This window comes from Paenibacillus sp. JJ1683 (genome assembly GCF_053006485.1).
Genome location: NZ_CM129820.1, coordinates 3,132,544 through 3,145,058 on the forward strand (window position 1 = coordinate 3,132,544; position 12,515 = coordinate 3,145,058).

A 12,515-nucleotide genomic window follows, 5' to 3' on the forward strand; every position below is an offset into this window, starting at 1 on the left:
CTCTTTTTCATGTATGAATCCAAAAACAAGATAATGAAATGGAATTAGCGACGTGGCGCCAATGCGTGGATCGGATGACCCATTACGACTTCTGCTGCTTCCATCACAAGTTCGCCCAGTGTAGGGTGAGCATGGATAGTCAGGGAGATATCTTCAAGTGTAGCACCCATTTCAATCGCCAGACCCAGCTCAGCAATCAGGTTGGAAGCTTCCAGACCTACGATTTGCGTACCCAGTACCAGACCTGTATCTGCGTCAGCTACGATTTTCACAAAGCCTTCAGCAGCGTTCAGGGAAACAGCACGACCGTTTGCTCCGTAAGAGAACTTACCAACTTTGACATTGTAGCCTTTTTCTTTAGCTTGTGTCTCTGTGTAGCCTACGCTAGAGCATTCTGGATCTGTGAACACAACAGCCGGAATACATTTATAGTCTACAACAGATGGTTGGCCGGCAATTACTTCAGCAGCTACTTTACCTTCGTAAGAAGCTTTGTGAGCCAGAGCAAGACCAGGAACAATATCACCGATTGCGAAGATGTGAGGGATGCTTGTGCGTCCTTGGTGGTCAACTTTCACCATTCCGCGGTCATCCAGTTCTACACCGATCAAATCCAGACCCAGTTCACCGTCTGTATTTGGACGACGTCCAACAGTTACAAGCAGGTACTCAGCAGTTACTTCTTTGCTTTCACCGTTAACAGAGAATTTCACTGTTACATCTTTATCAGTTTGTTCCGCACTTTCCGCTTTAGCGCCAGTGAAGATTTCGATACCTGTTTTCTTCATGCTTTTCGAAACGATGGAAGTCATATCTTTATCGAAGCCAGGAAGAACAGTATCCATACCTTCAATGATCGTTACTTTGGAACCGAATTTGGAATACATTTGTCCAAGCTCTGCACCAATGTATCCACCACCGATAACGATCAGGCTTTTCGGAATTTCAGGCAGGTTCAATGCTTCAGTAGAAGACAGAATGCGTCCGCCAAATGGGAATGGCTTCAATTCGATAGGACGGGAGCCTGTTGCGATAATCGCATTTTTAAAACGGTAACGTGGTGATTCATGTTCGTTGAATACACGCGCTTCGTTTTCGTTGATGAACATGCACTCACCGTTGAAAACTTCGACTTTGTTGCCTTTGAGCAAGCCGCTTACGCCGCCAGTCATTTTCTTAACAACACCGTTTTTGAATTCTTGCGTTTTAGCAAAATCTACTTTTACATTTTCAGCCGTAATACCGAAAGTTTCGCCATGTTTAGCTGCTTCGTATTGATGAGCTGCAGAGATCAAAGCTTTGGATGGAATACATCCACGGTTCAGACAGACACCGCCCAGCTCAGATTTGTCAACGATCAATACGCTTTGTCCCAATTGTGCGGCACGGATGGCAGCTACATAGCCGCCAGGACCCGCACCGATAACCAATGTGTCAATATCCAGAGAAGCGTCTCCTACTACCATTGATTACACCTCCATTACAAGCAGCTCAGGGTTAGCGAGCAGCTGTTTGATATAGTTCATGAAGTTTTGAGCAGTTGCACCGTCAATAATACGGTGGTCAAAGCTCAGGGAAAGAGCCATTACTGGAGCGGCAACAATTTCACCGTTTTTCACGACTGCTTTTTCACTGATGCGGCCAGTACCCAAAATTGCAACTTCAGGGAAGTTGATGATTGGAGTAAAGAACATACCGCCTGCGGAACCAATGTTCGTGATGGAAATCGTGCTTCCTCTCATCTCATTGGCAGCCAATTTACCATCACGACCGCGTACAGCCAGATCACGAATGGAATCAGCAATCATCCAGATACTCTTACGATCAGCATCTTTGATAACAGGAACGATCAAGCCGTTGTCTGTATCAGTAGCGATACCGATGTTGTAGTATTTTTTGTAGACAATTTCGTTAGCTTCTTCGTCGATCGAGGCATTCAGAGCCGGGAATTGACGGGAAGCAGCAACCAAAGCTTTTACGATGAACGGCAGGTAAGTTACTTTTGTGCCTTTCTTCTCTGCAATTGGTTTGATACGAGTACGGAAAGCAACCAGCTCGGTTACATCCACTTCATCCATAATTGTAACGTGTGGAGCTGTGTAAGCCGACTTAACCATAGCATTGGAAATTGCTTTACGGATACCTTTGAATGGTACGCGTTCTTCCTCAGCACGCGAATCTGCAGCTGGTGCGGATGGTGCTGCAGCTTTCGCTTCTTTTTTAGCTGGCTCTTGCGCTTTTGCAGCTTCTTTCGCTGATGGTATAGCCGCTTGGCCTCCGCCATTTTTGAAAGCTTCTACATCTTCTTTAGTGATTTTACCGTTTTTGCCGGAGCCACTCACTTGAGCGATGTTAACACCTTGCTCACGTGCAAATTTGCGGACGCTAGGTGTAGCCAGCACGTCTTTGTTCGAAGCAGCAGGTGTTGCACCTGGTTGAGTGTTCGCTCCACCTTTTGCAGCATCCTCTTCTTGTTTAACAGCAGCTGGTGCTTCTTCTTGCTCAGGAAGTTCACCCTCAGCAGCGATGACAGCCACAACTTGACCTACGTTAAAGATGTCTCCGTCTTTGGCAAATACTTCTTGAACCGTACCATTAACCGGACATGGAACTTCAACTACAGCCTTGTCGTTTTGTACTTCCATGATGATATCATCATCAGTTACTTTGTCACCGGGCTTGATGTGCATCTTGATGATTTCACCTTCGTGAAGACCTTCACCCAGCTCTGGGAATTTATATTCAAATCTAGCTGTACCTGCAGCTCCGCCTTGCGCAGCAGCACTTGGCTCAGGGCTAGCAGCTGGTGCTTCCGGTGCATCTTCTTGTTCAGGAAGTTCACCTTCTGCGTCGATGATAGCTACAACTTGACCTACGTTGAAGATGTCTCCGTCTTTGGCAAATACTTCTTGAACCGTACCATTAACCGGACATGGAACTTCAACTACAGCCTTGTCGTTTTGTACTTCCATGATGATATCATCATCAGTTACTTTGTCGCCGGGCTTGATGTGCATCTTGATGATTTCGCCTTCGTGAAGACCTTCACCTAGCTCCGGGAATTTATATTCAAATTTTGCCACGTTTAAAACCTCCCAAATTTACGGTGTGCTTTAATTAAAATTCCAATACTTTATTAACCGCATCAATGATACGTGTTGGCGTTGGCAACCAAGTATCTTCAATTTGAGCAAATGGATAAACGGTATCCGGACCTGCTACACGCAGAACTGGTGCTTCCAGATGCAGGATTGCTTTTTCGTTAATTTGTGCAATAACTTCAGCAGCAACACCGGCACTCTTTTGCGCTTCTTGAACAACGATGGCACGATTTGTTTTTTGAACGGAAGCAACAATGGTATCAATGTCAATCGGGCTGATTGTACGCAAATCAATGATTTCCACTTTAATACCTTTTGTTTTTTCCAACTCTTCAGCAGCCTTAACTGAAGTGTGTACCATCATACCGTAAGTAATGATCGTTACATCAGAACCTTCACGAACTACATTAGCCTTGCCCAGTTCAACTGTGTAATCATTCTCAGGAACTTCAGCACGGAATGCATGGTACAGGTTCAAATGCTCCATGAAAAATACTGGATCGTTATCGCGAATAGACGCGATCATAAGACCTTTTGCATCGTAAGGGTTGGAAGGAACAACAACCTTAATACCTGGTGTTTGAGTCAAAAGACCTTCCAAGGAATCTGTATGCAGCTCGGCTGCCTTAACACCGCCACCAAAAGGTGTACGGAATACGATTGGAGAATTGTAACGTCCACCGGAACGGTAACGCATACGGGATGCTTGAATCGCCATTTGATCGAGCGCTTCAAAGATAAAGCCTACGAACTGGATTTCAGCTACAGGGCGGAACCCTTGGATACCCAGACCGACAGCAAGACCCCCGATTGCGGATTCCGCCAGCGGAGTATCGAATACACGTTCTTCGCCAAATTCTTTTTGCAAACCTTCTGTAGCGCGGAATACGCCACCTACATGACCTACGTCTTCACCGAAAAGCAGGACGTTAGGGTCGCGTTTCAACTCTACGCGCAGTGCGTCACGAATCGCTTCTTTCATGTTCATTTGTGCCATTTGCTTCATTTCCTCCTTAAACATTGACAGATCAATTTCAGTTCAGGTCAATCGAAAAGCAGACCGGATCGGGTTGCCGCCCGGTCTCTTTCAAGTTCAATTATTTAAAATCAGCTTTTTGTTCTTCCAAATGCTTAGGCGTAGTTTCGAACATGCTATCGATTAGGCCAGGAATTGTCATTTTTTCTGTTTTCTCGGCTTTTTTGATCTCTTCGTTCACTTTTGCCTTAGCTTCTTCTTTTACGCGAGCTGTATCTTCTTCAGTCCAAAGACCTTTTTTCTCAAGATATTTCGCAAAGCGGGCAATTGGATCTTTCGCATTCCATTCGCCTTCTTCTTCTTTAGAACGATATTTCGTCGCATCATCAGAAAGGGAATGCGGACGGAAACGGTAAGTAACGGCTTCAATCAATGTTGCGCCTTCGCCATTACGGCCACGCTCTGCAGCTTCTTGAACGGCTTTAATAACTGCAAGCACGTCCATACCGTCAATTTTAACACCTTTAATACCAGCAGCTACTGCTTTATGAGCGATCGAAAGAGCAGCTGTTTGTTTTGAGAATGGCGTTGTGATCGCGTAACCATTATTTTGCACAAAGAAAATAACTGGCAACTTGTACACACCAGCATAGTTCAGACCTTCGTAGAAATCACCTTCGGAAGAACCGCCGTCGCCTGTATATGTAATGACGACTTGTTTTTGTTTTTTCAGTTTGTAGCCCATTGCAATACCCATAGCGTGCAGAATTTGCGCACCAATGATAATTTGCGGCATCAATACGTTAACGCCGTCCGGAATTTGACCACCGTGTTGATGACCACGGGAATACAAGAAAGCTTGATATAATGGCAGACCATGCCAAACGAGTTGCGGAATATCTCGGTAGCCTGGTGCAATAAAGTCTTCTTTTTGGAGTGCAAATTCACTACCAACCATTGTTGCTTCTTGTCCGGATACCGGAGCGTAGAAGCCGAGACGTCCTTGACGGCCCAAGTTAACAGCACGGTCATCCCAAGTACGTGTAAATACCATACGATACATAATTTCTTTCAATTGATCATCTGTAAGTTTAGGCAATTTATCTTTATTGATAATTTCACCATCCGGAGAAAGCACGGACAGAGCCTCAACTTCCTCTGTGTAAACTTCATAAGGAACCTTGCTCATTTTCTTCACCTCAACAAAAAAATTTGAATATCAAGTTCCGCTGTTATAGGATTATTATACACCTGTTATATCGCTCGCGTCAAAGATTTAGTTATTTTTTTTGAGTTTGCCACATTTTTGTGTATGTAACAGGGTGTGTTTTTTACTATAACAGCTTAGTACATGATTGAAATTTTAAACATCTATTGCAATCAGGGTAATCTTAACTTATTGTGATCCTTAATGCAAAATAATACCCAAGAAAGGTGACGAAAAATGACGGATTCTAGGTATTTAAAACGAACTATCCTTAAAGACGAAGTAGACAGCCGCTTACTTGGCGAAACCCGAATTCTTCGGATTTATTTGCCGCCCGGCTATAATGAAATATTGAGCTACCCGGTCGTCTACTGTCAGGATGGAGAGGAATTCTTCAACTTTGGACGCATTGCAACACACGCCAACCGTCTCATACTGGATGAAGGCGTGGAACCCTTCATTATTGTAGGTGTAGAAGTGAACACCAAAATCAGAACTCAGGAGTACGCTCCCTTCGGCAATCGTTTTGAGGCATACACTGCCTGTTTTGCAGAAGAGATTATTCCCTATGTGGAACAAAAGTATCCTATAAGAAAAGATGCAGCTTCCCGCATTCTTGCTGGAGATTCACTGGGAGGCAGTGTGTCTTTGCATTTGGCGCTATTGTATCCTGAGCTGTTTAATCGTATTATCAGCCTCTCAGGTGCCTACTATGAAGCTTCGCAAGAAATTATTGCCCGTGAGAAAGAACTGTCGCATCTAAATGTTTGGATGACAGTTGGCCTTCAGGAAGATGCTTTTGAGAGTGATACCGGCATTTACAACTTTGTAGAGCTGAACCGTCAATGCGCACATTTACTGCGCGAGCGGAACGCCGAAGTTTCTTACCGTGAAAAGGATGGCAAACATTTATGGGGCTTTTGGCAAAACGAGTTGCCTGACGCGCTAATGTATTTTTTGGATCGTGCCTGAGTAAAAAAACATCCCAGCATGATGAGGAATTGAGCATTGACCTAGGAGGTCATAATGCTCCTTCCTCTTTTTTATGATTTGGTTGCGCTTTCAAAAATGTATAACGAAAAACGGCAACGATTGCCGTCATCTGTCGTTCACATTATAGCTTTTCTTCTATGATCTTGTCCAGCAAGGCTTCGCATCCCGCGTCCAATAATCGATAGGTCTCTTCAAAATTTCCGGTAAAATATGGGTCGGGTACTTCTCTTAACTTTTCTTGGGGAAGCAAATCCATAAATTTTAGAATATCAGCATCAGCTCCACCTGCAAGTTTACGCATATTTCGTTCATTAGAGTCATCCATGCACACAATATAATCAAACGCGTCAAAATCACGATCCGTTATTTGCCGTGCCTGTATGCCTTGTTCGCTGATTCCGTGCAGTTTAAGCTGCTTTAGCGTTCCCTCATGCGGAGGATTTCCAATGTGCCAATCTCCTGTTCCAGCCGAGTCCACCCGGATTTCTGCGTCTAATCCCCGTTCCTTTGCCTTATGTCTCAGTATTGCCTCCCCCATGGGAGAGCGGCAAATATTGCCCAAACACACAAACAAAACGTTAGTCATTTCGTTCCCCTTCCTATTCACGTCACACTTCTTTTTTCTGTTCCATTGTAGCCAGGTCCTCCAAAATTGTGCAAGCCATATTTATCGCGGTATACTTAAAATGATCGTATATATGGGACCGTATACAGAAAGAAAGGATGTTGGATATGAGGAAAAAACGAGCCATTGTATTTTCAGGCGGTCGTCTTAATGAAGAAGATTTACAACAAATACAACCCGATGATTTTATTATAGGTGCAGATAAAGGTGCCCTTTTCCTGATAGAACACGGTATTACGCCTCATGTCTCTGTAGGAGATTTTGATTCGATTACTTCGGAGGAACAAGAAAGGGTGAAATCAGCAAGCCAACGTATGCTTGCGTGTGATCCAGTACTTAAGGACCTAACAGATACAGAACTCGCTTTAGAAATCGCTATGGACGAACAAGCAGATCATGTACTCATGCTCGGTGTGACTGGTACTCGGATGGACCACACATTAGCCAATGTTCAAATATTAGTACGGGCTATGCAGCATCATATTAGTTGCGCTATCATGGACGCACATAATTATATCGAGCTGACCGGATCAACGCTCGAGATCCAGCCTATGGGCTATACATATACATCGCTGATTCCAATGACCGCCGAAGTAACAGGTATACAACTGGAAGGATTTATGTATCCACTTCATAATGCAACCCTTAAAATGGGACAATCACGTGGTGTTAGCAATAAGCTAACGGCTGCAAAAGGTACAATTTCTATTAAAAGCGGTCTACTACTCGTTATTCAAAGCAAGGATTAATTATGACATTATTGTAACTATTTAAAAAGTTGTTCACCCACTCAAAACCCTTGATTAACAAGGGTTTTTCCGTTTTCACAGGTTCTAGAATCATTTTATTTTTTACAAATTGTAATTTTTAATCGTTTTTTAATAATTACGACGTAAGCCTTGTCCCTCAAGCATTTGAGAGTAGTTTTCCAACTATTAGGTGGCTTCAAAACTGTTATACTCAACGCTGTCAGTTAGTTAGCAACTCAGCAAATTATTGCACAAATCAATTTTTGGAGGTATTTACAACATGAATATGCATAAAATCATAAAAAAGGTAATTATCGCAGGAGTCGCTGCCACGATCGGCTTTGGTACTTTTGCCATTGAGGGAACAAATACAGCACAAGCTGCTACTGCTACTACTACCGTAGGTCAAAAAGTAATTAACTACGGCAAAAAATATATGGGTACTCCTTATAAGTTTGGAGCTTCCACAAGCACCACACGCAATTTTGACTGTTCTTCTTTCATGAAGCACATATTCAAGAAATACGGAGTCGATTTGCCGCGTACTTCTGTTCAACAATCTAAAGTCGGACATGCCGTATCCAAGGCCAATTTGAAAAAAGGGGACTTAGTGTTCTTTTCAAGCGGTAGCCGTGCCACAGGACGTAACATTACTCACGTAGCAGTATATATGGGCGGGGGTAAAATTTTACACACTTACGGCGGACCTGGGGTGACCATCTCTGATTTAAACTCTGGCAACTGGAAAAGAACATACATTAAAGCACGTCGCGTGCTGTAATGTAACACTCATTTGAAATAGGTAAGCCGGGACGAAAAGTTCCGGCTTTTTTTATATAACTTATGCTATTTTGCTTCGGTTGGCGTTCTGAGTGAATAGCCAATACCTCGTTCCGTTCGAATCATTTTAAACTTTTGTCCTCTATCTACTTTAACCCTTAAATGCCTGATGTACACATCTACTACGTTCGTATCAGCGATATAATCATGTTTCCAAACATCTTTTAAAATTTGCTGCCTGCTGCAAACTTGGTTAAGATGTATTGCCAGATGTAGCAAAAGATCGAATTCTTTCGGAGTTAATTCCAGTTTTCGCTCCCCTCTGCTCACCATTCTGCTTGCAGTGTCTATATGTATATCCCCCGCTTCGATTGCCCTTTTCACATCACGTTCAACACCAAAAATTCGTAATAAATTAGCCACTCTAGCCTGAAGAACTCTAGGATAAAAGGGCACTACCATTACATCATGAGCTCCTTGTTCAAAGCAGGAAACCATATGTGCCTCTTCATCTGATGAAATCATTGCAAGTATCGGGACATGAGGATGGTTCTGCTGCAAAATGCGAATCAAGCCTTGAGTGCCCGCCTGTTCATCTTTAATGTTTAGGAGTAGCAAACTCACAGGATGCTGAGCTATATAAGAGCGTACATCCGACGTATTACGAACATGAACCACCTGATAACCTGCCTGCTCCAATGGACGAACGAATACAGCGGGCGCTTCATTTTCATCCACAAGTACAATTAACGGGCTCATCTTTTTCACCCACCTGGTTTGGACATCGCATTACATATTGGATACGAACAAGTTTGTTATAAGCCATTAAACATATTTGTATTAGTGTAACAAAAAAGCAGAAAATCATTCTCTGAAGAATGGCTTTCTGCTTTAAGGTTTATGGTTTTTAGCCCAAATAACGATGATATAGACTTCTTGCTTTGGCCACGTCCTTTGTCCCATGGATCAGCGCTCTGCCATCTGCAAAAACCACCAAGCGATGCTCTCCCACACTAAAGGAAACCAGATACGAATTCCACTCTACGTTTCCCTCGCCTAATGCTGCAAATCTATCTGCTATCTCTGCGAGATTCAGATATATCCGGTTGGCAGGTCTTATTTGAACGGTATCCCTACCGCACAAAACATCTGTTTTCTGCCGATGAGAGGTCGATAAATAGGGATACGTCGGTTGGCTACCGCAAGAAGGACAATTCGACTTTTTGAGACGATCCACTGCTATTGCTACATATTCATTTTTCCACAAATCAAACGAAAGCAATTTTCCTCTCAAGTCCTCGGGATATCCACCAAGAAGTTTGAAAGCTTCTGTAGTCTGATTAGCGGTGACCATTTGTACTGCCTGCGGAATAATGCCGGCTGTATCACATGTTTCTCCTCCAAACGGTACAGTTCCCATCAGACAGTGTAGACAAGGTGTTTGACCCGGTAAAAAAGTGTAAGTTACACCGTAGCTACCCACACATCCTCCATAAATCCAAGGAATATGATGCTTGAGAGCCATGTCGTTCATAAGAAGCCGAGTATCGAAGTTATCGGTTGCATCCATCATGAGATCCACCCCCTGGATCAACTCTTCCAGCTCTTCTACCCCAACATCCAAAACATGTGCATGGATGACTGTTTGCGAATTAATATCCTTTAATCTTCGCTGGGCCGCTATTGCTTTGGGACACCTTTGCGCTGCATCACTTTCCTGAAAAAGCTGCTGGCGCTGCAAATTGCTCCATTCCACATAATCCCGGTCTACGAGACTTACCGTACCTACGCCTCCACGAACTAGCGTTTCTGCAATGCCTGTACCCAGCGCTCCAACACCTATGATTAGTACGTGAGAAGAAGCAAGCCGGAGTTGGCCTGCAGGCCCAAAGGGTGCAAACCTTTCCTGTCTGGAATAACGATCAATTTGTGGTGTTCCAGCACCGGATTTTTCAGATATCCTCATCCTTGAACCATGCCTTCTGTTGGGCTGCTCGCTGAAGCATATCGTTTTACAGGTATCATCCCTGCCTCAAAACCATATCTGCCTGCACGCACAGCCAGCTTCATGGCCTCAGCCATTTTCACAGGGTTCTTCGCTCCCGCCACAGCTGTATTTAGCAGAACACCATCTGCTCCCAACTGCATCGCCATTGCTGCGTCACCAGGTGAGCGAATACCTGCATCGACGATAACCGGAACTTCTGCTTGCTCAATAATTAACTCTAATGAAAACGGATTGAGCAAACCATGTCCTGTACCAATCGGTGAGGCACCAGGCATAATGGCATGTACTCCAAGCTCTTGCAGCCTCTTTGCTAGTATCACATCATCCGATATGTAAGGCAGTACGACAAAGCCTTCCTCTAGCAGTTTTTCACTAGCCTTCAACGTTTCAAAAGGGTCAGGCAACAGCGTTTTGCTATCCCCAATGACTTCCACCTTAATCATGTCGCACAAGCCAGAGGCTTTTGCCAACTTGGCAATACGGATTGCCTCTTCTGCTGTTGTTGCTCCTGCTGTGTTGGGAAGAAGTGTATACCTGCTCAAATCTAGCGTATCAAGAAAATGTTGCTTATCCCGTTCCTCCAAATTCAGTCTGCGCACAGCGAACGTTAATATTTCCGTCTCAGCAGCCTCTACAGCCTGGGATTGGATATCCAGATCCGAAAATTTCCCTGTTCCCAGCAACAGCCTTGAGGTAAAAGATGCTTTTCCAATGGTTAACATGATCAACCGCCTCCTACAAAATGTACGATTTCTAGGCAATCTCCATCCTTAAGTACCGTCTCATGATGATCTTCACGGGTCAATATATGCCGATTCAGCTCTACCACTACGGTTTTCACCTTTAAATCAAGTTCATGCAGCAATTGATCCACATGAGTGATTCGATTAGAAATGGTCATGCTCTGTCCGTTAATGATCAGCTTCATAAGCTTTCCTCCTTGAGGAGTTCAGAAGAAAATTTGCTTATTCCAAGTCCAGCCGCATCAGCCCCTTTAAGCATAGCTGCCATCGCTCGCCCAGTCGCATCACTAAGCAAGACACCGTTACGATAATGCCCGACTGCAGCATAGACGCCCTCTACTCCAGGAACAGGGCCAATGAAAGGACGCTCCGCAGCTGCCTGTGGACGTAAGCCCGCCCAAGCACGTATAAAAGAAGCTTCTTGTACACGCGGCAACCAGGCAGATGCACGTACTAACAGTCCTTTTAAGCCTCCTACGGTCACCTCTTTGTCATATTGATGTGGAAGACTCGTAGCCCCAATCCAAAGCTCGTTATTCTGTTTAGGCACGAGGTAAACATCATCGGCATAAATGGTATAATCCAACGGATGGTCCTTCAAGGAGACTGCTACCACTTCACCCTTGACTGGATAAAGAGGATAATCAAATCCAATTTGTTCTAGTAATTTCAAGCTGTCCAAGCCTGCGGCAATCACGACCTGATCGCAGGAAAAAAATCCACTATCCGTTCGCACACCGCAAACTCGGCCGTCCTGTATGATCAGTTCCTCGGCATGAGTTCCAGACCATATTGTTGCTCCCAGCACCGCAGCTGCCCCTGCATAAGCACGGCAAAGCTGAACAGGGGCCACTTGTGTCTCCTTTGATCGGTATATAGCCCCAATTACTTGATCTGCCAAGCCCGGAATCCGTCGAGCCAATTCCCTGGCATCCCACCAAATAGGGCTATCATCCTCTCGGATATTCGCAGCATTCCAGCGCCTTTGGCCCTCTGCTTCTGAACGAAAAGGGGTCACAAAACCTTCTGTACGAAAATCAACTGAAATACCCGATAAACGCTCCAAATCACAGACAAGGTCAGGGAATGCATCTCGACTTGCGCGAGCAAATCGCGCCAGCTCAAGGTCTGAGAACTCTTCGCTTTCCGCTGCCAGCATTCCCGCCGCTGCTCCTGATGCTCCCTCACCGGGGATCCATCGTTCCAGCATAATTGTACTTCGTCCCTCCTTAGCCACATGATAAGCAATGGCACTGCCGATCACACCTCCGCCTATGACCAAGCATTCTGCGTGTCCTATTGCTTTTTTCTCTGTATGTGTCTTTGACATATG

At 44.5% G+C, this 12,515-nt stretch carries 13 protein-coding genes; 3 read left to right on the forward strand and 10 right to left on the reverse strand.

The genetic code is table 11. From position 1 onward, the window contains the following. Positions 1 to 44: 44 nt before the first annotated feature. From lpdA to pdhA, 4 genes are all read right to left on the reverse strand, one after another. Positions 45 to 1,466, reverse strand: coding sequence for a dihydrolipoyl dehydrogenase (lpdA, locus tag ACUC6J_RS13270; RefSeq protein WP_016820706.1), 1,422 nt, complete (start codon positions 1,464 to 1,466; stop codon positions 45 to 47). A gap of 3 nt (positions 1,467 to 1,469) precedes the next feature. After that, positions 1,470 to 3,083, reverse strand: a complete 1,614-nt coding sequence (locus ACUC6J_RS13275; RefSeq protein ID WP_447248967.1) for a 2-oxo acid dehydrogenase subunit E2 — start codon at positions 3,081 to 3,083, stop codon at positions 1,470 to 1,472. Between the two features lie 34 nt (positions 3,084 to 3,117). Then, positions 3,118 to 4,098: an alpha-ketoacid dehydrogenase subunit beta gene (locus ACUC6J_RS13280; RefSeq protein WP_013371456.1), complete on the reverse strand. Its 981-nt coding sequence runs from the start codon at positions 4,096 to 4,098 to the stop codon at positions 3,118 to 3,120. A 100-nt stretch (positions 4,099 to 4,198) separates the two neighbouring features. After that, positions 4,199 to 5,266, reverse strand: a complete 1,068-nt coding sequence (gene pdhA, locus ACUC6J_RS13285) for a pyruvate dehydrogenase (acetyl-transferring) E1 component subunit alpha (RefSeq protein WP_013371457.1) — start codon at positions 5,264 to 5,266, stop codon at positions 4,199 to 4,201. A 255-nt stretch (positions 5,267 to 5,521) separates the two neighbouring features. Between pdhA and ACUC6J_RS13290 the strand changes: the two genes are divergently transcribed. Beyond that, positions 5,522 to 6,256 carry an alpha/beta hydrolase gene (locus ACUC6J_RS13290; protein ID WP_017427717.1) on the forward strand — a complete coding sequence of 245 codons (735 nt, stop codon included), beginning with the start codon at positions 5,522 to 5,524 and terminating at the stop codon, positions 6,254 to 6,256. Between the two features lie 142 nt (positions 6,257 to 6,398). Here ACUC6J_RS13290 and ACUC6J_RS13295 read toward each other — a convergent pair whose 3' ends face one another. Beyond that, complete coding sequence (locus tag ACUC6J_RS13295; RefSeq protein WP_016821913.1) at positions 6,399 to 6,863, reverse strand: low molecular weight protein-tyrosine-phosphatase; 465 nt, start codon at positions 6,861 to 6,863, stop codon at positions 6,399 to 6,401. A 146-nt stretch (positions 6,864 to 7,009) separates the two neighbouring features. Between ACUC6J_RS13295 and ACUC6J_RS13300 the strand changes: the two genes are divergently transcribed. Then, positions 7,010 to 7,651 (forward strand): thiamine diphosphokinase, encoded by a 642-nt coding sequence (locus ACUC6J_RS13300; RefSeq protein ID WP_447248968.1) that lies wholly within the window; start codon positions 7,010 to 7,012, stop codon positions 7,649 to 7,651. Positions 7,652 to 7,931: 280 nt separating this feature from the next. Further along, on the forward strand, positions 7,932 to 8,432 hold the full coding sequence (locus ACUC6J_RS13305; RefSeq protein ID WP_013371461.1) for a C40 family peptidase: 501 nt from the start codon (positions 7,932 to 7,934) through the stop codon (positions 8,430 to 8,432). Between the two features lie 65 nt (positions 8,433 to 8,497). On the opposite strand, the gene ACUC6J_RS13310 is transcribed toward ACUC6J_RS13305, so the two are convergent. The 5 genes from ACUC6J_RS13310 to thiO form a co-directional block, all read right to left on the reverse strand. Continuing rightward, positions 8,498 to 9,190, reverse strand: coding sequence for a response regulator transcription factor (locus ACUC6J_RS13310; RefSeq protein ID WP_016821915.1), 693 nt, complete (start codon positions 9,188 to 9,190; stop codon positions 8,498 to 8,500). Positions 9,191 to 9,338: 148 nt separating this feature from the next. Further along, positions 9,339 to 10,397, reverse strand: coding sequence for a ThiF family adenylyltransferase (locus ACUC6J_RS13315; protein WP_447248969.1), 1,059 nt, complete (start codon positions 10,395 to 10,397; stop codon positions 9,339 to 9,341). Next, complete coding sequence (locus ACUC6J_RS13320; protein WP_420538940.1) at positions 10,394 to 11,161, reverse strand: thiazole synthase; 768 nt, start codon at positions 11,159 to 11,161, stop codon at positions 10,394 to 10,396. The genes ACUC6J_RS13315 and ACUC6J_RS13320 overlap by 4 nt, the downstream gene beginning before the upstream one ends. 2 nt (positions 11,162 to 11,163) lie before the next feature. Beyond that, positions 11,164 to 11,367, reverse strand: coding sequence for a sulfur carrier protein ThiS (thiS, locus tag ACUC6J_RS13325; RefSeq protein WP_016821918.1), 204 nt, complete (start codon positions 11,365 to 11,367; stop codon positions 11,164 to 11,166). Then, on the reverse strand, positions 11,364 to 12,512 hold the full coding sequence (gene thiO / locus ACUC6J_RS13330; protein WP_019687412.1) for a glycine oxidase ThiO: 1,149 nt from the start codon (positions 12,510 to 12,512) through the stop codon (positions 11,364 to 11,366). Before thiO ends, thiS begins: the two co-directional genes overlap by 4 nt. Positions 12,513 to 12,515 lie beyond the last annotated feature (3 nt).

Coding starts and splice junctions, on each gene's coding strand:
- ACUC6J_RS13290 (WP_017427717.1), top strand. CDS start 5,522: ATGACGGATTCTAGGTATTTAAAACGAACTATCCTTAAAGACGAAGTA.
- ACUC6J_RS13300 (WP_447248968.1), top strand. CDS start 7,010: ATGAGGAAAAAACGAGCCATTGTATTTTCAGGCGGTCGTCTTAATGAA.
- ACUC6J_RS13320 (WP_420538940.1), bottom strand. CDS start 11,161: ATGTTAACCATTGGAAAAGCATCTTTTACCTCAAGGCTGTTGCTGGGA.
- ACUC6J_RS13310 (WP_016821915.1), bottom strand. CDS start 9,190: ATGAGCCCGTTAATTGTACTTGTGGATGAAAATGAAGCGCCCGCTGTA.
- pdhA (WP_013371457.1), bottom strand. CDS start 5,266: ATGAGCAAGGTTCCTTATGAAGTTTACACAGAGGAAGTTGAGGCTCTG.
- lpdA (WP_016820706.1), bottom strand. CDS start 1,466: ATGGTAGTAGGAGACGCTTCTCTGGATATTGACACATTGGTTATCGGT.
- thiO (WP_019687412.1), bottom strand. CDS start 12,512: ATGTCAAAGACACATACAGAGAAAAAAGCAATAGGACACGCAGAATGC.
- ACUC6J_RS13305 (WP_013371461.1), top strand. CDS start 7,932: ATGAATATGCATAAAATCATAAAAAAGGTAATTATCGCAGGAGTCGCT.
- thiS (WP_016821918.1), bottom strand. CDS start 11,367: ATGAAGCTGATCATTAACGGACAGAGCATGACCATTTCTAATCGAATC.
- ACUC6J_RS13295 (WP_016821913.1), bottom strand. CDS start 6,863: ATGACTAACGTTTTGTTTGTGTGTTTGGGCAATATTTGCCGCTCTCCC.
- ACUC6J_RS13315 (WP_447248969.1), bottom strand. CDS start 10,397: ATGAGGATATCTGAAAAATCCGGTGCTGGAACACCACAAATTGATCGT.
- ACUC6J_RS13280 (WP_013371456.1), bottom strand. CDS start 4,098: ATGGCACAAATGAACATGAAAGAAGCGATTCGTGACGCACTGCGCGTA.